Source organism: Bradyrhizobium sp. USDA 4532, from assembly GCF_024171315.1.
Taxonomy (GTDB): domain Bacteria; phylum Pseudomonadota; class Alphaproteobacteria; order Rhizobiales; family Xanthobacteraceae; genus Bradyrhizobium; species Bradyrhizobium australafricanum.
Genome location: NZ_JALJZN010000001.1, coordinates 2,077,696 through 2,100,689, shown reverse-complemented (window position 1 = coordinate 2,100,689; position 22,994 = coordinate 2,077,696). Strand labels below are relative to the sequence as shown.

The following is a 22,994-nucleotide window of genomic DNA, read 5'->3' as shown; positions in this document are numbered from 1 at the left end:
GCCAGCGGTCATTTCAAAGCCGTCCACCTGCGTGAAGATAGCGGAGGAGCACAATGAATGAACCAGTCTCAAAGCATTATACCTTTGTCCCACGGCGAAAACTCTTCTTCCCCGTAGCCCAGCCGTTCGCTGGCAGTTTTTTGTCCGGAGGCGGTCGCCAGGATCAAATCGAATATCCTCGTGCCGGCCTCTTCAATTGTCTCCGTTCCGTCCAATATGGTGCCGCAGTTAACGTCCATGTCGTCGGGCATGCGCTGGTAAAGCGGCGTGTTGCTCGCCAGCTTCAGCGAAGGAGTCGGCTTACACCCGAAGGCTGATCCGCGCCCGGTCGTGAAGCACAGGACATTTGCTCCTCCCGCGACCTGCGCTGTCGCCCCGACAGGGTCGAACGCCGGCGCGTCCATGAAAACCAGACCCTTTTCCGTCACGCGCTCGGCATAGTCGTAGACCTCCACGAGATTGGTGGTGCCGCCCTTGGCCATTGCGCCAAGGGATTTTTCAATGATGTTCGTGAGGCCGCCGGCCTTGTTGCCGGGGGACGGGTTATTGTTGATCTCCATTCCGTGACTGGCAGCAAATTCGTCCCACCACTTCACGCGCGCAGCGAGCTTTTCTCCAACTTCTCGCCGAACAGCACGCCGGGTCAGGATATGTTCGGCCCCATAGCACTCTGTCGTTTCAGACAGGATTGCAGTTCCACCGTGAGCGACGATCAGATCAACAGCAGCTCCCAGTGCGGCGTTCGCGCTGATTCCGGAGTACCCGTCTGATCCACCGCACTGAAGCGCAACTTTCAATTCACTTGCCGGTACCGGCGTCCGTTGAATGTTGTTCGCCCGCTCCAGGCTTGCCTCAAGACGTTCAATACCCGCTCGTACCGTGGCTGCGGTCCCGCCAGATTGCTGAATAACAAGCGCGTCGCCCGCACTCCCTCCCAGCACGCCATCGAGATTGCTGACCTCACAGCCCAGTCCGATCATGAGCACTTTCGCGAAATTCGGGTGAGCGGCGTAGCCGGCGATACATCGTCGCAACGCTTCGATGCCATCGATCCTGGCATCAAGTCCGCATCCGCTCTTGTGCGTCAGCGCCACGACGCCGTCGATATTCGGATAGTTGGCAAGACGGCCCTTGAAATGGTCTGCGATCATGCGGGCGGCAGTCGCCGAACAGTTCACGCTGGTCAATACGCCGATATAGTTGCGCGTCGCTACGCGTCCATCTGCACGGACATAGCCATTGAAGGTACGTTGCACGGACGCGAGAGGCGTTGGTCGAACATCCTGGCCAAAAGTATTGCTGTCTTGGGAATAGTCGCTCATGCCGAGATTGTGGACGTGAACGTGTTCGCCTTGAGCGATGGTAGCCGACGCTACGCCGATTACTGAGCTGTAACGGCGAACAGCTGTGCCCGCGTCGATCCGACGTCGCGCAATCTTGTGACCGGCTGGAATCGGATCTATCGCGACTACCCCGTCCGACACGGTCTCACCAACGGCGATAGCGCGAAGCGCGATCAATACATCGTCGGAGCTGTTCAGGAGGATCGTTGACGGTTTTTCGTTTTGCGTCCGTCTGTCGGTTGCTCGCGCCGCTGAAATAACGTTCTGTGTTGCGGTTGAATCGGGATGGTCGCTCATACGCGCAGTTCCTGTATTGTTGGGTTGCCGGCAGGCTTACGCTTGATCGGCGAAGCATCTGGCGTTGTCTGGAGGAAGCGAACGAGCTCAAACGGTCGCCAGCAGGAAAGCGTTTGAGTCGTTCGTTTTAATAGAGGCGCCAGGCTATCAGGTCGCTCTATCCGTCTCTGTCAATTTGGCGACAATCGATCCGGTTCTCTTGTGATATCGATAGCGACGAGGGGCTCCAATGCTCGAGCCGTCGGGTTCTCCTCATGCAGCGTGGCCAGGACAGGGCATTGGAGCGACGGTTCGCTCCTGGCATTTGAGCCGGCGAATTCAGGAATGTCGTCGAGCTGCTGAGTGTGCGCGGCTCGTCGAAAGCAGTGAGGACCGAATGCATGACGATAACAAGCTCACTACCTGAGATTCCGCTCGCTTCAGGAATCCGTTCGCGGTACGTGGAAAACGTCAACGGTCTGCGGGTACACGTCCTGGAAGCTGGATTCAAATTGCCTGACAGGCCTTGCGTGCTGCTGTTGCACGGCTTTCCCGAATTGGCCTTCTGCTGGCGCAAGTTGATGATTCCCCTGGCCGAGGCCGGTTATCATGTGATTGCACCTGACCAACGGGGCTACGGGCGTACAAGCGGGTGGGATCCAGACTACGACGGCGATCTTGCTTCCTTTCGGCTAACGAACCTCGTTCGCGATGCGATCGGCGTTGTTGCGGCGTTTGGCTACGATGCCGTCGATGCCGTCATCGGACACGACTTCGGCTCCGCAGTCGCCGCCTGGTGTGGGCTAATACGACCGGATGTATTCCGGTCCGTGGTCATGATGAGCGCGCCGTTCGCCGGGGCGCCTCGGCTTCCGTTCAATTCGGTAAATGAAGTTGCTGTTTCTCCACCGGAAGACCTCGTTCATCGTGAACTCGCGGCCTTGCCGCGGCCGCGGAAGCACTATCAATGGTACTATACGACGCGGGAAGCTGACAGACACATGCGCCATGCTCCGCAGGGAGTGCATGCGTTCTTGCGGGCTTACTATCACTACAAGAGCGCTGATTGGAAAGGCGAGGCGCCATATCCGCTAAAGTCGTGGTCGGCGGCCGAGCTCGCAAACATGCCGACTTACTACATCATGGAGCGGGACAAGGATATGCCAGCTACCGTGGCAGAGCATATGCCGTCAGCAGCTGCAGTTGCCGCCAACCAATGGCTCCCGGATACCGATCTGTCGTTCTGCAGTGCAGAGTTTGCCCGTACTGGCTTTCAGGGGGGTCTGCAGTGGTATCGCTGTGCTCTCTCAAGCAGGTTCAATTCCGAACTGCAAATCTGGTCGGGTCGCAGTATTGACGTCCCGTCTCTCTTCGTTGCTGGCAAGCAGGATTGGGGCATCTATCAACACCCCGGAGCCTATGAATCGATGCGGGCCACGGTCTGTTCAAGAATGGCTGCCTGCCACTTGATCGACGGAGCTGGACACTGGGTGCAGCAGGAACGGCCGGCTGAGGTCGGCGGCCTGCTACAGGCATTTCTGCGCGACACGTTTGGGAACGGACGAGACCGCCGATAGCTCATCACCTCTGAGTGCTCGGAAGCGCTGGGACATAATGGCTTGTGATGACCTGCGGTCTGGTCACCGGGCTTTCGTAAAACTGGCAGCCAGTTCCGCTCGATTTGCGCAGCCGAATTTCTCGAGCACTCGGCTGATATGAGTTCGTACGGTGCCAAAACTAATGCCTAACACGCGAGCAATGTCACGGTCTGTACACCCACGTGATACCAGTTCGGTGATCTCACGTTCCCGGGTGGTCAGGCCGTCGCTATGAGTGTGTCCCCGTAACAACGCGGACCGGATGAACGGTTCCAGGACGTCCAGCAGCACCTTTTCCCGTTCGTCGAAATTTGTCTTTCCGCGCCGCCGCCAGATCCGGAAATCGCCCAAGTCGCGATTCCGTTGATCGAACATGTAGATATTGATGCCCCATTCGAGCGCATCGCGCTGCAGGTAGTCGTTATAGAATTCGGTCTTGATTAGCTCGCGCCGGTCCAGGACCTCATCGACGATCGTGGCGCGCCGCGCCGCTCGCAAACGCGAGGTTATGGGATCATTGAACTGGTACCAATCATCGTAGAGCGATCGGATTTCCGGCGGGGCGCCCACGTAGATCGATTCACAGAATCGCTGCTTTGTCTCCTGCCAGACACAAGAGCAGCCGCCGTCAGCACGAAGGAGTTTGACGAGGTCACTGAGTGCGGCCCGCCGAACGTCATCCTGCGCACTCAGCCGTTCCAGGCGGTGGACGATGTCAGCAAAGAGCTTCAGCTCGCTCGACGTGATGTCCCGGATATGCGGTGTCATACCCCAATCCTCCCCAGTGTAAATTTTATGCAAGGTGCGCGCCAAGTACAGCTCGGCAGCTGACACCCAATTCGCCGGCGGACAATGACCTCACACGGCCCCCGCCGGTGCAGGGTCATGTAGCCAAACCACCATCGGCAATAATGCCGATGCCGCCCCGAATTCCAGATCGCTACAAGCTCAACAGCAAACAGGACCGGGGGACGATCCGCTCGAAGGTAGCATGGGCCGATTGGCAGTCAATCGAAGTACTTGCTTCGATCTGGGTAGATCTGTCCTCGCTCCTGCCGGGAGATGATCTGAGGCCCTCAGGATGGATACGGCGACATGGCTCCCAAAAGCTCTTCGCGAGCTTTTTGGGGTGGGGCGGCTATTGAGCGCTACAGATTTAGTTGGCCGGATACGGAGAACCAGATGCACTATCTAGCACTTTCAGAGCTGTCCATTTTGCTCAGGACGAAAGCCATCTCTCCGGTCGAACTCGTCAAACACATGCTCAACCGGATCAATGCCCTTGATCCGCAGCTTGAGTCCTACGTGACGGTAACCGCGCAGCGCGCTCTGGAGCAGGCCGACCGCGCGGAGCGCGAGATCGGATCTGGACGGTGGCGTGGCCCTCTCCACGGTGTTCCGCTGGCTTACAAGGATATTTTCTACACGGATTTTGCCCTGACAACGGCAGGTACGGCGATACACAAGAGCTTTCAGCCGACCTACAGCGCGACCGCGGTGCGGCGGCTGGAGGCGGCGGGTGCTATTTCGCTCGGAAAACTGAAAACGACGGAGCAGGCGTGGACAGAACATCATCCGACCGTCGCGGCGCCCAAAAACCCCTGGGGTGCCGAGCTATATGCAGGCGCGTCCTCCAGCGGATCGGGCGTCGCCACGGCTGCCGGCCTGACTTTCGGTGCGCTCGGCTCTGACACCGGCGGTTCGATCCGTTTTCCCAGCGCGGTCAACGGCGTGACGGGTCTCAAGCCAACGTGGGGGCGTGTCAGCCGCCACGGCGTCTTCGAACTGGCTGCTTCCCTTGATCACGTCGGGCCAATGACGCGGTCGGCTGTCGATTGTGCGATCATGCTCGGAGCCATCGCCGGCGCGGATCCTGCCGATCCGACCGCTGTGCACGATTCAGTAGAAGATTACCAGGCGGCAGCCTTGCGGAGCGTTGCGGGGATGCGGATCGGACTGCCGCGTGTCTACGCGACCGAAGGCGTCGACCCTGGCATCGTGGCGGTGTGGCAGGCAGCGGCAAAGGTTTTCGAGGACCTTGGCGCGATCGTTGAAGAAATTTCATTCCCCGAATGGCGGAACGCTGCGTCGACCTGGCCGATTCTGTGTTCGTCCGAGACAGCGTTAACGCATGCGGCGACATATCCGTCGAAATCCGAGAGTTACGGATCAGCGCTATCGGCACTTATCGATCTGGGACGGAGCAGCACGGCAATGGATCTCGCGTCCGCGCAGCATGCGCGTCTGGAATTTTCGAGCCGTCTTCGCGCCAAGTTCAGTAACCTCGACGTCATTCTCGTCCCCGTGACCATCTGGCCGACCCCGACCACCGCCGCCACCGCCGACATTCTTCAGATCTCTCCCCTTGAGGATCTGCTCCGCTTCACCTGTGTCTTTGACAGCACGGGAAGTCCAACCCTGACTCTACCCGGGGGCTTCGACGACCGGGGTGCACCGATGGCAATTCAGCTCATCGGAGCGCACTTTGATGAGGCCGCCGTTCTACAGGCTGGTGCAGCGTTCCAACGAGCAACCGACTGGCATTCGAGACACTCGAGGCACTTTCCGTAGTGACCTGACAGGTTTCAGCGGGTGAGTTGGATCGCCACACATGGCTAGTACGTTCGTTGCGGTGTTCGAGATCGCGAGCTTCGGCGCGATCATCGTCCTTTTCGTGCTGGGGCTCGGCATCATCGCCAGCATGATGGGCATCTTCAACTTCGCGCAGGGCGAGTTCGTGCTGCTCGGAGCCTACGTCACCTATCTGGCTTACGCCCACGGGGCGCCTATCTGGGCCGGCATGGTTGCGGCGCCCGTCGTGGTCGGCGCGTTCGGCTTCGTGCTGGAAGCGCTCATCATCCGGCGCTTCTATGCGGCGCCGATCGTGGCGATGCTCGGTACCTATGCGCTCGGCCTGATCATCCGCGAAAGCGTACGCGGCCTGATCGGCGGTTTCTATCTGACGGTGCCGGAGCCGGTCGGTGGCTCGATCGACGTTGGTGCCATCCACATCTCGGCCTGGCGCTTCACCATCATCGTGATCACGCTGCTGGTGATGGGCGCCTGCTATCTTCTGCTGGCACGCACCTCGTTCGGATTGCGCGTGCGCGCCACGCTGGAGAACCCGGGACTGGCGCGCGCCTCGGGTATCTCGACGCCCCTGATCTACGGCGCGACGTTTGCGTTCGGCGCGGCGCTGGCCGGGCTTGCCGGCGCGCTGATCGTGCCAGTGTTCAGCCTGTTTGCCGATCTCGGCATCCGTTTCCTGATCCAGGGTTTCGTTGCCGTGATGGTCGGCGGGGTCGGATCCTTCATCGGCCCGGTCGCCGGCGCCGGCGTCATCGGCACGCTCAGCGCCGCGCTGCCATGGGTCATGTCGCCCGTCGTCGCCGACGTCCTCGTCTTCGTGCTCGCGATTGTGTTCATCAAGTTCCGGCCGCAAGGCCTCATTGCAGGGAAAGGGGTCTAATCACCATGTCGATTGAACGCACGAACCTGACGCGGCGCCGCTTCATGAGCAATTTCGCCTTCGCGACCGGAGCGATCGCGACCGGCGTCGGAAGCTGGGTGGTCCGGCCCGATTGGGCGAACGCTGTGGAAGGGCCCATCAAGGTTGGTATCGCCACCGATCTAACAGGACCGATCGCGTTCGCTGGCGTGGCCGACGCCAATGTTGCAAAGATGGTGATCAAGGAGATTAACGACAACGGAGGTCTCCTGGGGCGTCCGATTGAACTCTATTTCGAGGATACAGCATCGAACGAATCGATCGCAGTCGGAAACGTGAGAAAGCTGATTCAGCGGGATAAGGTTGACCTCGTCCTTGGGGGCGTCACGAGTTCGATGCGTAACGCGATCAAGGATCCGATCGTAGCGCGCGGCAAGACGCTCTACATCTATCCAGAGCTTTACGAGGGCAGGGAGTGCACGCCCTACCTGTTCTGCACTGGACCCACCCCCGCGCAGCAATGCGACGATCTGATCCCGTGGCTGATCAAAAACGGCGGAAAGAAATTCGCGCTGCCCGGATCCAACTATATCTATCCGCATACGATTAACGTCTACGCCCGAAGGTTGATCGAAGCCCATGGCGGCGAAGTCGTGTTCGACGAATATTACCCGCTCGATCAAGTGGACTTCAGTGCGACTGTCAATCGTATCATTTCCAACAAGGTCGACGTCGTGTTCAACACGATCATTCCGCCCGGAGTTGGCCCATTATTCAAGCAACTCAGTGAAGCCGGGTTTTTGAAGAACGGAGGTCGCCTTGCCTGCGTCTGGGCTGATGAGAACCTCTTGAATATAAGTCAGCCCCACGAGATCGAAGGTATGGCCAGCTGCCTTGACTATTTCAGGGCGGTCACCGCGAGCGATCCCGTGAGCGCGAAGATCCAGGCGACTTACGACAGGAGCTTTCCCGGCAAGATCCTGTTCGCCGCCGGAAGTGCTGCGACCGGAACCTGGCGCGGCCTCAAGCTGTGGGAGGCGGCGGTCAAGGAAGCCGGCAAGGTCGATCGCGAGTCGGTTGCGGCCACCCTCGACCATGCCAGGATTGCCGAAGGTCCCGGCGGGCCCGCCGAGATGGTGCCGGGCAAGCGTCACTGCAAGATGAACATGTACATCGCGGTCGCCAAGGGAGGAAACTACGAAATCGTCGGGTGCAGCAATGGTCTCGTCGACCCAAAGGAGTGCTGAGCAGTCGATGGGTGCAGCAAGAGAGGCCGTCGCACGCATCGGCGAGGGACCGGATGTCGTGACGGGCAAGGGTACACCGGCCGCAAGCGCGCCGGCGGGACGGGTATCGGCAGGATGGAAGGTCCTGCCGATCGTGGAAGGGCTGGTGCTGCTGATCGCACTGGTCCTGCCATGGGTGCTGCAGGACTATCTGACGGTGTTCGCCACCCGCGTGGTGATCCTCGCGTTGTTCGCCCTGTCGTTCGACCTCGTGTGGGGCTATGCCGGCATCATGAGCTTCGGCCAGGCGCTGTTCTTCGGCGCCGCCGGCTACGGCGTGGCGCTCTTGGCGCGCGATCTCAACGTCACCTCGATCCTCCTGATCCTGCCTGCCGGAACGCTGATCGGGCTCACCGCGTCGCTGCTGCTCGGCGGCTTCCTGCTGCTCGGGCGTTATCCCTCGAGCGTGATCTTCGTCTCGCTCGGCACCCTCACCGGCTCCTATGCCGCGGACCGGCTGGCGCGCGGCTGGTACTATCTCGGCGGCCAGAACGGCATCCCGTCGATCCCGCCGCTCACCCTCGGCAGCTACGAGTTCGAGGAGGGGCCGATCTACTACTACATGGTGCTCGGCATCCTCGTGGTCGTCTATCTGCTCTGCCGCTTCCTGGTCCGCTCGCAATTCGGCCTCGCGCTCGCCGGCCTGCGCGAGAACGAGCAGCGCATCGCCTTCTTCGGCTACAAGGCGCAGCATCTGAAGGCGATCATCTTTGCGGTCGGCGGCACCATCGCCGGTCTTGCCGGCAGCCTCTATGCCTTCCACGAGGGCTTCGTCTGGCCCAACATGCTGGGCGTCGTGTTCTCGACCCAGGTCGTGCTCTACGTCTTGTTCGGCGGCTCCGGCACGCTGATCGGCGCCGTGATCGGCACCGTGATCATCGAGGGCGTCAGCTTCTGGCTGTCCGACAATTACCGCGACGTCTGGCCGATCATCCTCGGCGTGCTGCTGCTGCTCGTCATCATGTTCCGGCCGCTCGGGCTGATCTCCTTCGTGCTCGGCGAGCGCGAGCGGGTCGGCAGTTTCGGCAAAGCCCCGAAGGAGACCGGCAATGCCGCTCCTTGAGGCGCAAGGGATCAGCAAAGTGTTCGGCAAGCTGACCGCGCTCGACGGTGCAGCGCTGACCGTCGGCGAGAACGAGTTCCACGGCCTGATCGGCCCCAACGGCTCGGGCAAGAGCACGCTGATGAAATGCGTCGCCGGCGCCGAGGTGCCGACCACGGGCAAGGTCTCCTTCGTCAACACCGACATCACCGCGTTCACGCCGACCGAGCGCGCGCGCGCCGGCATGAGCCTGAAGTTCCAGATCACCTCGGTGCTGCCGACGCTGACGCTGTACGACAACATCTTGCTGGCGCTGCAGGCACACTGCTCGCTGTTCGACCTCGTGCTGTCGCGGACCCGCAAGAAGCTGCACGATCAGGTGATGACGATGCTGACCCAGTTCCGGCTCGCCGATCGCGCACATGATGCCGCCGCGGCCCTGTCGCACGGCCAGCAGCAATGGCTCGAGATCGCGATGGCGCTCGCCGGCAAGCCACGGCTGTTGCTGCTGGACGAGCCGACCGGCGGCATGAGCCTCGAGGAGCGCCGCGTCACCGGCGAGCTGTTGCAGCCGATCAAGCAGCATTGCTCGCTCGTCATGGTCGAACACGACCTCGATTTCATCCGCGACATCTGCGACCGCCTCACCGTGCTCGACCAGGGCAAGGTGCTGGCCTCGGGAACGGTCGCGGAAATCCAGGCCAACAAAAGCGTCCAGGAGATCTATCTTCGCCGTGCCTGAGCAAACCTTCCTCGATATCCGGCATCTCGACGCCGGTTATGGCCGCAGCCAGGTCCTGTTCGATGTCAACATCGGCATTCCCTGGCGCGGCGGCGTCGCCGTGCTCGGCCGCAACGGCGCCGGCAAGACCACGCTGATGAAGACCATCGTCGGCGAGCTCGCAAGCTCGCAGGGCGAGTTGTTCTTCGACGGCCGCGACATCACCCGCCGCCGCACCGAGGAGCGGGTGCGCTCCGGCATCGGCTATGTGCCGCAGGAGCATTCGGTGTTCGCCCGCCTGTCGGTGCGCGACAACCTCGCCGTCGGCTCGCTGTTCAATCCGGATGCCAGCGCGATCGATCGCGTGCTGGCCATCTTCCCGAAACTCGGCCAGCGCCTCGACCAGCCGGCCGGCACGCTGTCCGGCGGCGAGCGCAAGATGCTGGCGATCGGCCGCGCCATGCTCGGCAATCCAAAGCTGCTGCTGCTGGACGAGCCGACCGAAGGCGTCTGGATCGGCGTGATCGAGGAGATCACCGAGCGGCTGATCGACCTCGCCAAGAGCATCTCGGTCGTGATCGTCGAGCAGCATCTCGATCTCGCGCTGCGCGTCGCCGACTACGCCTATGTGCTGGACCGCGGCCGCGTCGCGCTGCAGGGCGAGGCGGGGAAGGTGCGGAGCGATCCGGAATTGCTGCGATATCTGGCGCCATGACTGAAACTTGAGCCAGACGAGTCGTGCTAGGAGCAGCGAATGGAAGCGAAACTCAGATGATTTCCGCCATCCGCTTCAGCTTGTCGATATTCCTTAGCTCAATGCGACGGTAGGTCAAACGAATGAGGCCCTTGCGCTCCAATTGTTTCAGGACCTTGTTAACTGTTTGACGGGACGCTCCAGTTAGAAGTGCAAGTGCTGCCTGCGTTATTGAAACATGCAGTCCGCCGTCCGGCGCGACATGCGCGACCTCAAGCAGGCGTAAGGCAACCCGGTTCGGTGGATCAGCAAGTACAGCATTTGCCATATGGGCGCTCAGCATCCGCAGGCGGCTCGACAGCAGTCTGAGCAAAGCGTCGTCGAAGACGCGATGCCTCTCGCGAAGCTTGGAAAATGCCGCGGAACTTAAGACCTGAAGTCGGACGTCGTCAAGCGCCTCAGCGGTTTGCGGCATGCGGTCTCCGTCGATCAGGCTACTGGCGCCCAAACACTCTCCTGGACCAAGCAAAGCGTAGACCATCTCGAGACCATCGACCCGCATCGTGGATATTCGGACGGTCCCACGGAGGACCCGGTACATCTCCCTACGTTCATCGCCATACTGGAAAATGACCTGACCAGCCGGAATATTTCGAATGGCAGACTGGTCACGAAAACTGCGTCTCACGGTTTCAGGTAGCCACCGTAACAGGTCATTGCGTACGCCGGGCACGGCGACCCATTCGCACCGATCTGTCGGTCTCACGATGTTACTCGCTCGTTTCATGCGCGATACCCGGCTCAGCGCTATGTTTGCGGTTAGCGCTGCCCTGCGTGACCGCAACCTGTAAAGCCATTGCATGGTCGAGGGCATTGGTCGATGAACTGTTGTATGCGGTTCGCAGTCCTACAACGCGCTACTTCTCTGTACGAGAGCAAAGCGACGCTGTTCCCAAAAATGGTAGCGCATCTACGAACGGTGTGGAGCGGGAAGTGACGCTTCGACGCTATCGCAAGAGTGTCGCTGGGGCTACGATTCTCAAAGAAGACGTTGTGGCGCTCAGAGTCAGGTCGGCAACGGACAGTAGCAGGCATTCTGGCGCGGTCGTCTAACGCAGAAAACGGCGGTGCCTTCGCTCGACCGGTTCTCTACTAGAAACTATTCGCAGTGAGCCTCAATCAATCGTCCATGAGATGGACGTTCCCACGCACGTGCTTTCAGGCCTTGCCGCGCGGGAGTTCGACCTTACGGCCGGTACACCCGAGGCCATGCATCGATGCTGGCGAGACCCGAAGTCCCGCGGGGCATAAATCCTAACAAACTCTCGTTTTCGGCGAAGGCGGCCTTTAAGCGGGCGAGAGGGCGGCTTCCCCAAATTTGCTCTGGATTTGCCACGACATGCTGGTAAATCATGTGATTTATATGCATAGTATTAGCCCGCTTGCATTGCTGGGAACGTAACGTGACGTCCGAAAACAATGCCTTGAATATTGGACCGCGCCTCCGGCGTGCCCGGTTGTCCAAGGGGCTGCGCATGAGAGACCTGGCGCAGGTCGTCGGATGTGACGAGAGCATGATTTCCAAGATCGAGGCCGGCAAGGTCATGCCGTCGCTGCCCATGCTCGACAAGATGGTCCACGCGCTCGACCGAGACATGGCCTCGTTTTTTGGCCTAAAGATCGACGACTACAAGCTGGTGCAGAAGCCTGAGGACCGGCTCAAGGTGCTGGTGGACGCACTGCGCGGCGGCACCGGTGTGACCTATGAGCGATTGGTGCCGATCGCCGCGGGCAATTTGCTCGAGGGCAACATTCATGTGGTCGCCCCGGGCGGCGAGAAGGTCGACCTCATCACCCATCAGGGCGAAGCCGTCGGCTACCTCGTGTCAGGAACCATCGAACTCACCGTCGACGACACCACATATCTGATGACGGCCGGCGACTCCTTCTTCTTCAAGGCTTATTTGACCAACAGTTATCGCAATGTCGGGCCGGACGAAGCGCGGATCGTCTGGGTCAACACGCCGCAGGTCCACTGAGGCGATCGCGCCAGTGCATGAATTAGATGCATGTGGCGAAAACTGAAGCAGCGATGGCTCAACATCGCTTCTTTTTCGGCGCGAGCGCGACGGCGTTGCATCCCAAAAACCTCCAATTCGAGAACTTGCCGGCTCGATCACCGGAATGACCGAGCTGGCATAGCGCTTGCTTAACCTTTTGCATGACTGTGATGCATGTCGATTGCCCCCGGCTGCGTCTGACGTTGACGGGGCCCGATCACGTTGATGCGCTCCGGCAGCGATGCCGTCGCTTCGGTGAGTAACGGCAGGCGAACCGCTGATGGCTTTCGTTTGGAAACGTTTGCTGGGCACCATCCCGAGCCTGATCGGAGTTGTTGTTCTCACGTTCTTCATCTCGCACGCGCTGCCCGGCGACCCTGCGGCCTTCTTCGCTGGGCCCGCCGCGAACGCCGCATCGATCGAGAACATCCGCGCTACACTTGGACTCGATCGCCCGCTTCCGGTGCAGTTCCTGCACTATGTGATTGACCTCGCGCATGGCAACCTCGGCCGCTCGCTCACGACCGGCCAGCCGGTGTTGACCGATCTGATCGAAAGGCTGCCGGCGTCGCTCGAATTATCGTCCTTCGCGCTGCTGTTCGCGATCAGCATCGCCATCCCGATGGGCGTGTGGGCTGCGACCCGCATCAACGGTGGGGTCGATCATGCCTGCCGCGGGCTCGTCACCGTGAGTGCAGCCTTTCCGACGTTCTTCGTCGGTCTGCTGTTCGTATATATCTTCTATTTCCTGCTCGGCTGGGCGCCGCAGCCGCTCGGCCGCCTAAACGAGATTACCTTTTCGCCGCCGCCGCACGTCACCGGAGCCTACACCGTCGACGCCCTCATTGCGGGTGACTGGCCGGTGCTCCGCGCGGCATTGTCCCAATTGATCCTGCCCGCGATATCGCTCGGCCTGTTCGCGCTGGCGCCGATCGCGCGCATCACGCGGGCAGCGATGCTGGAGGCGCTGGGCAGCGATTTCATCCGCACCGCGCGCGCCAGCGGACTGCCGGTCCGCAAGATCCTGATGACCTACGCATTCCGCAACGTGCTGCTACCCGTGAGCAGCGTTCTCGGCATGGTGTTCTCGTTCCTGCTTGGCTCCAACGTCCTGATCGAACAGGTGTTCGGTTGGCAGGGCGTCGGCGCCTATGCGGTATCGGCCGTAATCGCCTCCGACTACGCCGCAGTGCAGGGCTTCGTCCTGATGATGGCGGTGCTCTACGTTCTGCTCAATCTCGCTGTCGACATCTTCGCGACGCTGGTCGATCCCCGCGTCCGGTACGAGGGCTGAGCGATGAGCATCATCACGCTCGCCCGCAACACCGGTTATGCCTTCGGCGAAAATCGCCTGACGCTGGTCGCCGTGATCATTTTGGCGCTGCTCGCGCTGTTCGCGATCTTTGGCCCTTATATCGCGCCCTATGATCCGCTGCTGACCTCCGCCACCACCAAGCTGGCGCGACCCAGTGCGCTGCATCCGTTCGGCACCGATGCGCTTGGCCGAGACATCCTCAGCCGCGTCATCGTGGCGACACGCCTCGACCTCGGCATGGCGGTTTCGGCGGTAGCGCTGTCGTTCGTAGTGGGCCTCGCGCTGGGCTCTATGGCCGGCTATTTCGGCGGCTGGACCGACCGCATCATTGGCCGCGCCATGGACACCATCATGGCGTTCCCGCTGTTCGTGCTGGCGATGGGCATCGTGGTGGCGCTCGGCAACAGCGTCGCCAACATCATCATCGCCACGATGATCATCAACCTGCCATTCTATTGCCGCTTCGCGCGCGCCGAGGTCAACGTGCGGCGCGAGCTCGGCTATGTCGAGGCGGCGCGCATGGGCGGCAACGGAGCGCTGCGCGTTCTCGTCAACCACATCGTGCCGAACATTCTGCCGCCGATGATGGTGCAGGCCTCGCTCAACATGGGCTGGGCGATCCTCAACGCCGCCGGCCTGTCCTTCATCGGACTCGGGGTGCGGCCGCCGACGCCGGAGTGGGGCATCATGGTGTCGGAAGGCGCGAGCTACATCATTTCCGGCGAGTGGTGGGCCTTCATGTTCCCGGGCGCGGCGCTCGTGCTCGCGGTGTTTTCCTTCAACATGCTGGGCGACGGACTGCGCGACCTGCTCGATCCGAGGAAGCGCGTCTGATGGCACAGCTCGAGATCGACGACCTCTCCCTGGAATTTCGTACCCGTCACGGCGTGGTGCGCGCACTCGACAGCGTGAGCCTGTCCGTGACGCGCGGCGAGATCGTCGGCGTGGTCGGTGAAAGCGGGTCCGGAAAATCGGTTACCGCCTACACCGTCATGGGCCTGAACGATGAAGCCGCGCGGATCACCAAGGGCAGCATCACGATGGGCGGAATCGATCTTCTGGCCGCGCGGCCAGAGGCCATGCGCGAGATTCGCGGGCGCGAGATGGCGATGATCTTTCAGAGCCCCCGTACGGCGCTCAATCCGATCCGCAAGATCGGCAAGCAGATTGAGGACGTGCTGCAGGAGCATGCCGGCTTGCCGAGCCGCGATCTCAAGAAAGCGGCGATTGCGGCCCTGGCGCGGGTCCGCATCCCCGATCCCGAACGTCGGGCGGACGCCTATCCGTTCGAACTCTCGGGCGGCATGTGCCAGCGCGTGATGATCGCGATGGCGCTGGCCTGCACGCCGTCCGTGCTGATTGCCGATGAGCCCACGACGGGGCTCGATGTAACGACGCAAGCCGTCATCATGGATCTTATCAGGGAGATGAGCCGGTCGACGCGGATGTCGACGCTGTTGATTACGCACGACCTCGGCCTAGCCGGCGAGTATTGCGATCGGATCGCGGTCATGCACGCCGGGCACATTGTCGAGATCGGGACGACTGAGGCGCTCCTGCAGCATCCGGCACATCCTTATACGCGCCAGCTGCTGGCTGCCACGCCCGTGCCCGAATCCCGTCTGGACGACCTCAATTCTATTCCCGGTCATCTGCCCGATTTGCGCGGTGCGTTGCCGCCATGCCGCTTCAGCGGCCGCTGTGAGCGGCGGCAGCTGATCTGTGACGAGGCGGAGTTGCCCTGGACCGAATTGTCGCCCGCGCACCTCGTGCGCTGCCGGTTTCCGCTGTCATGATGCCGCTGCTCGAAGTCAAATCGCTGTCCAAGTTTTACCCGATCAAGCGGAGAGGGCGCGGCGCGCGGCTGCATGCGGTCGACGATGTGGATCTGACCATCGGTGCCGGCGAAAGCGTCGGCCTGGTCGGTGAGTCCGGCTGCGGCAAATCCACCATGGTTCGCCTGCTTGGCCGGCTGATCGATCCGACGGTCGGCCAGGTCCTGATCGGTGGTGAGGATCTCACCGCCGTGACGCAAGCCCAATTTGCAGCCTCGCCGAGCCGGCGGCGCATTCAGGTCGTGTTCCAGGACGCGACCGAAAGCCTCAATCCCTCGTTTCGCGCTTTTCAGGCAATCGCCGATCCGCTGAAGCGGCTGCTCGGGATGACCAACGGCGCTGAGCTGGACAAGCGCGTGCGCGCCACGGCCGCACTGGTCGGATTGCCGGAAGAGCTGCTGCAGCGCTATCCGCATCAGCTGTCCGGCGGCCAGCGCGCACGCGTCGGCATCGCGCGTGCCGTCGCGGTCGAACCTTCGCTGCTGATCCTCGACGAACCGACCTCTGCGCTTGACGTGTCGGTCCAGGCCGTGATCCTGCGGTTGCTCGCCGACCTGCGCGCCCGGTTGTCGATGAGTTATTTGTTCGTGTCGCACGATCTCAACGTAGTGCGGCTTCTCTGCTCGCGTGTGGTCGTGATGTATCTTGGCAAGATCGTCGAGATCGCGCCGGCCGAGACGCTCTTCACGGCGTCGCTTCACCCTTACACGCAGGCCCTCGTTGCGGCGATCCCGGATCCGGCACGGCGCGGCGGAGCGCGGGTCAGGCTCGACGGCAGTCCGAGCAGCCCCATCGATCCGGATCCGAACGTTTGCCGCTTCTACGGCCGCTGTCCCAAGGGGGCCGATATTTGCACCAGGGTTATGCCGCCACTTCGCGCGGTAGGTCCGGACCACTTCGCTGCCTGCCATTTTGCCCCTTCACCGCCTGGAGAAACCGATGAGCGCTGACAACGAGATCTGCCGTATGGATGCCATGACCGTCGCGGCGAAAGTCAGGGACAAGACGCTTTCTGCCGCCGAGGTCACGGAAGCCGTTCTGCGCCGCATGGAGAAGCTCGAACCCCACATCCATGCCTTCTGCACGCCGACGCCCGATGTGGCACGCGCCGCCGCCGCCGCGGTCGACGCCAAGATTGCAGCCGGCAAGGATCCGGGCCTGCTGGCGGGCGTGCCGATCGGAATCAAGGATCTCGTCGCCACCAAGGACATCCTGACCGTGATGGGCTCGCCCCTCTATCGGGACTTCGTGCCTGATGAGGATGACATCGTGGTTGAACGGCTGAAGGACGCTGGCGCCGTCATCATCGGCAAGACCAATGTGCCGGAGTTCGGTTACAGCGGCGTCGGTCACAATCCTGTTTTCCCGGCCACGCGCAATCCCTGGAATCTCGACATGACGTCCGGCGGATCGAGCGCCGGCTCGGGTGCATCGGTCGCAGCGGGCGTCGCGCCATTTGCGATCGGTTCCGATGGCGGCGGATCGATCAGGATTCCCTCTGCACTCTGCGGACTGTACGGAATCAAGGCCTCGATGGGCCGGGTGCCGCTCTACCCAGGTTGCCGCGATGAGCGCTATCCCGGCGTGTCAAGCTGGGAATCGCTCGAACACGTCGGTCCCATGAGCCGGACCGTGGCCGACTCGGCGCTGATGCTCAAGGTGATCACCGGACCTGACCCGCGCGATCGCTATTCGATTCCGGCCGCCGACTTCGACTATGTCGCTGCCACCAGGGAAAGCATCAAGGGCCTTCGCATCGCCTATAGCGAAGACTGGGGCTATGCGCCTGTTGACCCGGAGGTGCGCCGCGTCGTCTCCGAGGCGGTGCGCGTGTTCGAGACTGATCTCGGCTGCACAGTCGAGCGCGCCAGTCCCGGATGGGACGATCCGTTCCCGCAATTCTGGACCATCGTTGCCGGCGACACTGATCTGACCGGTATGCGCCGCATGATGAAGGGGCACGAAAAGGAGATGTCGCCGCATCTCGTCGCGCTGCTGCAGCGACAGTGGACCGCGGAGGAATTCACCGACGCCAAGATGATGCGCCAGATGGTCTGCAATCGCATGTGGCGGTTCATGGCCAACTACGACCTGCTGATCACGCCGACGCTTGCAGTGCCAGCGTTCCCTCTCTACATGCAGGGCCCCGAGATCATCGAAGAGAAGATGGTCACGACCGGCGACTGGCTCTGCTTCACCTTCATCTGCAATCTGACCGGTCAGCCGGCGGCGACCGTTCCCGCCGGCTTCACCGAGACCGGCCTGCCTGTCGGCATGCAGATCATCGGCCGCCATTTGGCGGACCGCACCGTGCTCGCAGCCTCCGGTGCGTTCGAACAAGCGCGTCCGTGGGCTCACAAATGGCCGAAGCTGCTGGGCGACCTCGGTCTCTGATGCTGCCGTCACGTTCCCACTCACATATCAAGGAGAATGCACGACATGAGGCTCGATCGTAGACTTCTCACAGCGGCGCTGCTCACAGCGTCCGCTGCCTTGCCCGGCGCACCCGCACTTGCGGCCGAAATCGCCAAGGACACGATGGTCATCGTGTCCGAGATGGGCCCCAACGGCCTCGACACGATGGTGCCGACCGCCAACGATCACAGCCGCATGGTGGTGTGGCAGGCCTACGACCGGCTCGTCAGCCATGGCGAGAAGAAGCTGGCGGATGGCACGGTGTCGTACGATGCCAAGGTCATGACCCCGGAGCTGGCCGAAAGCTGGGAAGCCGCCGAGGACGGCAAGACCTACATCTTCCACCTGCGCAAGGATGCCACGTTCCACGACGGCAGCCCGGTCACGGCCAAGGACGTCAAATGGTCGTTCGACCGCGCTATCGCCGCCGGCGGCTTTCCGGCGGTGCAAATGGCGGCGGGATCGCTGGTCAAGCCCGAACAGTTCACAGTGGTCGACGATCACACATTCAAAGCGACCTTCGACCAGTTCAACAAGCTGACGATGCCCGACCTCGTCGTTCCCGTGCCCGTCATCGTCAATTCAGAGCTCGCCAAGAAGCATGCAACGCCACAGGACCCCTGGGCGTTCGAGTGGGTATCACGCAATGATTGCGGCGGTGGTGCTTACAAAGTCGAGTCCTGGTCACCCGGTCAGCAGACCGTGTTTACTCGGTTCGACGCCTGGAAGTCCGGCCCGCTACCCCAGCTCAAGCGCGTGATCTATCGGCAGATCGCCTCGGCCGGCACGCGCCGTGCGCTGCTGGAAAAGGGCGACGTCGATATGTCGGTCGGCCTGCCCCCGAAGGACTATGCCGAACTGGCAGAGCAGGGGAAGGTCGCGATCATCGGTGTGCCCGTGCAAAACGACCTCGTGTTCGTCGACATGAACGTCAAGATCGCCCCGTTCGACAATCCCAAAGTGCGCGAAGCGATCTCCTACGCCATCCCTTACAAGGAAATCGTCAGCTCCGCGCTCTATAACCGCGCCAAGCCGATGTTTGGCGGCGACCCGGATAAACCCTATCCGGATGCGACGTGGCCGGTTCCGATCAAGCATGGCCAGGATCTCGCGAAGGCTAAGCAATTGCTGACCGAGGCCGGCTTCCCCAACGGCTTCAAGACCACGCTGTCGATCGATCTGTCGGAATCGACCGTGCGTGAGCCGACCGCCATCCTGATCCAGGAAGCGCTGAAGACGATTGGTGTCGAGCTCACGATCGAGAAGGTGCCGGGCTCGAACTGGTTCGCCCAGATGGCCAGCAAGACGATGCCGATGGTCATCGCCGAATTCTACGGCTGGCTCGACTACCCCGACTACTTCTTCTTCTGGACGTTCCATGGCGGCAACAACTCGGTCTTCAATACCGCCAATTACGTCAACCCCAGCCTCGACAAGGTGATCGACGAGGCGCGCTTCACGCGCGACCCCGAGATCTACAAGACCAGTCTGAACAAGATGGTCGACATCGTTATGACCGATCTGCCGCGCATTCCGCTCTACACCCGCTTTGCGGACTACGCGGTCCAGAAGAACGTCAAGGGCTTTGAGTACTGGTTCCACACCCATCCCGACTTCCGCAAGCTCTACAAGGAATGAGGCGACGGCAAGCGCGCTCGATCGGGCGCGCTTGCCTTTCAATCGGGAAAACACAGTGCAAGACACGCTCGGCGCCTTCGTTCCAGGTCCCATCATCCAGCGCGGTCCAAACCGGTCAGGGCCGCTCTCAGGCCTGACCTTTGCGGTCAAGGACTTGTTTGATGTCGCAGGCACCGTGACCGGCTGCGGCAATCCGGACTGGGCCGCCACGCATGAGGTAGCAGAGGCCGACGCCTGGGCGGTCGACCATCTGCTGGGGGCGGGCGCCGCGTTGACTGGCAAGACCATCACCGATGAAATCTCGCTCGGACTGCTCGGCATCAACAAATTTTACGGCACGCCGCTCAATCCGCGCGCGCCGGACCGTGTTCCGGGTGGCTCGTCGAGCGGCTCCGCCTCGGCCGTCGCCGGCGGCCTGGTCGATATTGCCTTGGGGACGGATTCCGGCGGTTCGGTGCGCGTGCCGTCCTGCTTCTGCGGGCTCTACGGACTGCGGCCGACGCACGGTCGGATCTCCGTCGCCGGCATGATGACCCAGGCACCGTCGTTCGATACCGTCGGCTATTTCGCCCGCGATGCGACGACGTTCGCGCGGGTCGGTGCCGTGCTGCTCGGCGAGCAGGTGCCCGACGCCCTGCCGACTGATATCATCATTGCGTCCGACTGCTTTGCCATCGCCGACGCGCCAGTGCAGGGCGCTCTCCAGCCGGTCGTTGATCGGCTACATCAGGCCGCTGCGACCATCGTATCACCCCTGGCCGAAGGCGAGCTTCGCGACTGGGCGCGGCATCAGCGCATCCTGCAGAGATGCGAATTCCAGGCGACCTTTCGCGATTGGGTCGACCGGGTGAACCCGCGGTTCTCCTCGGAAGTCGCTGGCGCGTTTGCCGACGACGGCCGCACGCCACCGGCCGACCTCGCTGCGGCCAAGGCTTTTCGCACGAGCGCGTCGAAGCGGCTCGACGATCTGCTCGACGGGCGGCGCGTGCTGTGCCTGCCTACGTCGCCCATTCTGCCGATCAGCCGGGACGCGCGCCTGTCGGAGATCCGCGCTGCGGTGCACGAGATCGTCGACCTGACCGGCATCGCAGGCCTGACCGGGCTTCCTCAGGTGAATCTTCCCGTCGCGACATCCGGCTCTATTCCAGTGGGGCTGTCTCTCATCGGCTGGCGCGGCGGTGATGCGCCCCTTGTTGCCGCGGCACGGACCCTGGCTCGCGAATTCTCGGTAGGACTGTTCGAGGAGCGGCAATGACCGACGTCAGGGACACGAAGACGCTCACGCTCGACGGTGCGCTCAAGGTGCTCAACGCAGCCATCACGGAAGCCACCCGCATCGGGCAACCGATGTGTATCGCGGTGGTCGATACTGGCGGCAATCTCTTGGCGTTCGGACGCATGGACGGCTCGAAAGGCCTGAGCGTTACGTCATCCATCAACAAGGCGCGGACGTCGGCGCTGTCCGGCGTGCCGACCGGCGGCGCTCACGCAGATGTGGAGATTCAGGTCACCTTGGCGCACGAAAGTCGTTGGACCAATCTGATCGGTGGTTTGCCCATCCGCGTCGACGGATTCATTCTTGACGCAGTGGCGGCAGGCTCCGGGTCGGGCATGCAGGATCTCGCCGTGGCCCGAGCCGGTGCAGTTGCGATCCCGCGCGCAGACATGTACCTCGATTTCAAGCCGATGGGCGCGGAAGATGCCGGGATCATCAGAGGTACGACGCCTCAGCCGACGATTTGAATCCTTCAGGTAGTTTACAGCGGCTGGAGACAGCTAAGGGCCCACAAACACAATAGCGGTTAAAGTAGACGGCTAGCACCATGTGTAACGCGCCGGGGTGTTACGCGATCGCTCGTGGTGTGTCGCATAGCATTGCGGTTGAAAGCTACGATTCAGATGGTGCGGAGGGGACCGTTGCAAATCGCGGTTCGCGGTCCTCAGCCGAAACCTGAAGGTAGCACGCATTAAACTGGTCGCATCCCAGTCGCGCTATGGCAGGCACGGCAGGTACGGACCATCGAACGACCGCACCGGCGCGCTCCTTGACGGTATTTGAACTAAGCTCAACTCCATGTCGTAACGGCCGTCTTGACCACGTCTGTGCCGCGGATCACTCGATTGACTACGATAGATGGCGAAATCGCCGACAGCGCGAACGTCCCAAACTTTTCTGTGAATTCAAGACCACAAAATTGCGGCGGATATACCGTCGGCATTTGTCCGTCAGACTTGAAGAATTGTGCTTGCAAATCAACGGCGATACGTTTTCCGAGATGATAGAGTGGGGGTAGTGGTGCAGGTCACTGTGGGGTAGTCCAGCGTAGTCTTGGGTGCGTCTCTCGCATTCCTTGGACGTGAACATCTTCTGGGACTTGAAGGACTCGTTGATGTCGGACAGCGGCGAAAGGGCAGGGTGCTCCTGGTCAGACGGCGGCGCGAGGAGCACTTAAACAACACCGATTGGTAAGCTGAACCGCGCTCGAAAATCGTCAAGCCAGAAGACAAAGTCGGGAGTCCAACTCAGTTGCGCGCGTGCCTTTTCGGTTGCCACGTACCTGTTGGATTGCGCGATGTTATAGATACCCGGATCGCCGTGGTCGATGGCGAGCAGAGCGGCATAGGCCGCCGCATCCACATGAACCGGCGCAGAATTCGACGGGCGGTCCGAAACGGTTCCGGGACCATAAAGCTGGCCATAGCGAAGGACGACGCCCTCGAGCGGCGGCGATTTCAAAGTGAGATCCTCCAGCGCAATCACCCCTTGCAGGTTGATACCGCTCTCTCCCTCGGCCCCAGCATCGAGCGCATCCGTCTCCGCGTGCGGCTCGATCCCCGGCGCGTAGGCCCACGCGATGCTTTGTGCCACCAACCGGCGGGCACCAGCCGCGATTGCTGCCGTAACGATGTTGCGCGTTCCTTCGCTACGGATGCGGGCGGTACGAACGATTGCTGCTCCCATTTCAAGCGGGTTAAGATCCTTCGGAAGGTCGGTGAGCTGATGGATCACGATATCCGCGCGCGCCAATGCGACAACGTGTGATAGCGCTGACGCGTCGAAGACGTCGACCACGATCGGATCCGCCCCGAGCGACCGCAGCGTATCGACATTCGCTTTTGACCTGGTGCTACCATAGACATAGTGGCCAGCGCCGCGCAGGAGCGGCGTCAGGCGCCTACCGATGGCCCCTGATGCACCCGCGAGGAATATCCTATAACCCATCATTCTTACTCCTGAACCAGAATGCGCCTTAACAGCGACTACCCCGCTGTGCGCTTTCTCTCCGATGCATTCGGCGATGAGAACGCAATCGCTCCATTCC

20 protein-coding genes are annotated in these 22,994 nt (G+C 61.6%); 16 read left to right on the top strand and 4 right to left on the bottom strand.

Going from position 1 to position 22,994, the window contains the following annotated elements; genetic code table 11:
• Positions 1-68 precede the first annotated feature (68 nt).
• Positions 69-1,640, bottom strand: coding sequence for a UxaA family hydrolase (locus J2R76_RS10220; protein ID WP_083714954.1), 1,572 nt, complete (start codon positions 1,638-1,640; stop codon positions 69-71).
• A 380-nt stretch (positions 1,641-2,020) separates the two neighbouring features.
• Here J2R76_RS10220 and J2R76_RS10215 point away from each other — a divergent pair, with 380 nt between their 5' ends.
• Positions 2,021-3,196, top strand: coding sequence for an alpha/beta hydrolase (locus J2R76_RS10215; RefSeq protein ID WP_076826664.1), 1,176 nt, complete (start codon positions 2,021-2,023; stop codon positions 3,194-3,196).
• Between the two features lie 63 nt (positions 3,197-3,259).
• Here the strand turns inward: J2R76_RS10215 and J2R76_RS10210 are convergent, their stop codons facing one another.
• Complete coding sequence (locus J2R76_RS10210) at positions 3,260-3,985, bottom strand: helix-turn-helix transcriptional regulator (protein WP_076826756.1); 726 nt, start codon at positions 3,983-3,985, stop codon at positions 3,260-3,262.
• A gap of 414 nt (positions 3,986-4,399) precedes the next feature.
• Between J2R76_RS10210 and J2R76_RS10205 the strand changes: the two genes are divergently transcribed.
• From J2R76_RS10205 to J2R76_RS10180, 6 genes are read left to right on the top strand one after another with little or no spacing between them, the layout of a single operon-like run.
• Positions 4,400-5,788: an amidase gene (locus tag J2R76_RS10205; protein ID WP_076826666.1), complete on the top strand. Its 1,389-nt coding sequence runs from the start codon at positions 4,400-4,402 to the stop codon at positions 5,786-5,788.
• A 40-nt stretch (positions 5,789-5,828) separates the two neighbouring features.
• Complete coding sequence (locus tag J2R76_RS10200; RefSeq protein ID WP_076826668.1) at positions 5,829-6,686, top strand: branched-chain amino acid ABC transporter permease; 858 nt, start codon at positions 5,829-5,831, stop codon at positions 6,684-6,686.
• Positions 6,687-6,691: 5 nt separating this feature from the next.
• Positions 6,692-7,912, top strand: a complete 1,221-nt coding sequence (locus J2R76_RS10195) for a substrate-binding protein (RefSeq protein WP_076826670.1) — start codon at positions 6,692-6,694, stop codon at positions 7,910-7,912.
• 7 nt (positions 7,913-7,919) lie between these two features.
• On the top strand, positions 7,920-9,014 hold the full coding sequence (locus J2R76_RS10190; protein WP_244558755.1) for a branched-chain amino acid ABC transporter permease: 1,095 nt from the start codon (positions 7,920-7,922) through the stop codon (positions 9,012-9,014).
• Positions 9,001-9,735, top strand: a complete 735-nt coding sequence (locus J2R76_RS10185) for an ABC transporter ATP-binding protein (protein WP_253623941.1) — start codon at positions 9,001-9,003, stop codon at positions 9,733-9,735. The genes J2R76_RS10190 and J2R76_RS10185 overlap by 14 nt, the downstream gene beginning before the upstream one ends.
• Positions 9,728-10,429: an ABC transporter ATP-binding protein gene (locus J2R76_RS10180; RefSeq protein ID WP_076826673.1), complete on the top strand. Its 702-nt coding sequence runs from the start codon at positions 9,728-9,730 to the stop codon at positions 10,427-10,429. Before J2R76_RS10185 ends, J2R76_RS10180 begins: the two co-directional genes overlap by 8 nt.
• A gap of 52 nt (positions 10,430-10,481) precedes the next feature.
• Here J2R76_RS10180 and J2R76_RS10175 read toward each other — a convergent pair whose 3' ends face one another.
• Positions 10,482-11,195, bottom strand: coding sequence for a Crp/Fnr family transcriptional regulator (locus J2R76_RS10175; RefSeq protein WP_158074176.1), 714 nt, complete (start codon positions 11,193-11,195; stop codon positions 10,482-10,484).
• A 676-nt stretch (positions 11,196-11,871) separates the two neighbouring features.
• Here J2R76_RS10175 and J2R76_RS10170 point away from each other — a divergent pair.
• From J2R76_RS10170 to J2R76_RS10130, 9 genes are all read left to right on the top strand, one after another.
• On the top strand, positions 11,872-12,447 hold the full coding sequence (locus J2R76_RS10170) for a cupin domain-containing protein (RefSeq protein WP_143270795.1): 576 nt from the start codon (positions 11,872-11,874) through the stop codon (positions 12,445-12,447).
• Between the two features lie 298 nt (positions 12,448-12,745).
• Complete coding sequence (locus tag J2R76_RS10165; protein ID WP_253625997.1) at positions 12,746-13,762, top strand: ABC transporter permease; 1,017 nt, start codon at positions 12,746-12,748, stop codon at positions 13,760-13,762.
• A gap of 3 nt (positions 13,763-13,765) precedes the next feature.
• Entirely contained in the window at positions 13,766-14,617 is an 852-nt protein-coding gene (locus J2R76_RS10160) for an ABC transporter permease (RefSeq protein ID WP_141342865.1), read from the top strand.
• The gene (locus J2R76_RS10155) at positions 14,617-15,579 is read left to right on the top strand and encodes an ABC transporter ATP-binding protein (protein ID WP_141342864.1); all 963 of its coding nucleotides are present in this window, start codon (positions 14,617-14,619) and stop codon (positions 15,577-15,579) included. The genes J2R76_RS10160 and J2R76_RS10155 overlap by 1 nt, the downstream gene beginning before the upstream one ends.
• Positions 15,579-16,568 carry an ABC transporter ATP-binding protein gene (locus tag J2R76_RS10150; RefSeq protein WP_375166567.1) on the top strand — a complete coding sequence of 330 codons (990 nt, stop codon included), beginning with the start codon at positions 15,579-15,581 and terminating at the stop codon, positions 16,566-16,568. Before J2R76_RS10155 ends, J2R76_RS10150 begins: the two co-directional genes overlap by 1 nt.
• Entirely contained in the window at positions 16,558-18,012 is a 1,455-nt protein-coding gene (locus J2R76_RS10145) for an amidase (RefSeq protein WP_141342862.1), read from the top strand. Before J2R76_RS10150 ends, J2R76_RS10145 begins: the two co-directional genes overlap by 11 nt.
• A 45-nt stretch (positions 18,013-18,057) precedes the next feature.
• Complete coding sequence (locus J2R76_RS10140; protein WP_141342861.1) at positions 18,058-19,671, top strand: ABC transporter substrate-binding protein; 1,614 nt, start codon at positions 18,058-18,060, stop codon at positions 19,669-19,671.
• A gap of 55 nt (positions 19,672-19,726) precedes the next feature.
• A complete protein-coding gene (locus J2R76_RS10135) occupies positions 19,727-20,926 on the top strand; it encodes an amidase (RefSeq protein ID WP_253623940.1) in 1,200 nt (399 codons plus the stop codon).
• Positions 20,923-21,414, top strand: a complete 492-nt coding sequence (locus tag J2R76_RS10130) for a heme-binding protein (RefSeq protein WP_141342859.1) — start codon at positions 20,923-20,925, stop codon at positions 21,412-21,414. The genes J2R76_RS10135 and J2R76_RS10130 overlap by 4 nt, the downstream gene beginning before the upstream one ends.
• Positions 21,415-22,120: 706 nt before the next feature.
• Here the strand turns inward: J2R76_RS10130 and J2R76_RS10125 are convergent.
• Positions 22,121-22,897, bottom strand: coding sequence for an NAD(P)-dependent oxidoreductase (locus J2R76_RS10125; protein ID WP_253623939.1), 777 nt, complete (start codon positions 22,895-22,897; stop codon positions 22,121-22,123).
• Between the last annotated feature and the right edge of the window lie 97 nt (positions 22,898-22,994).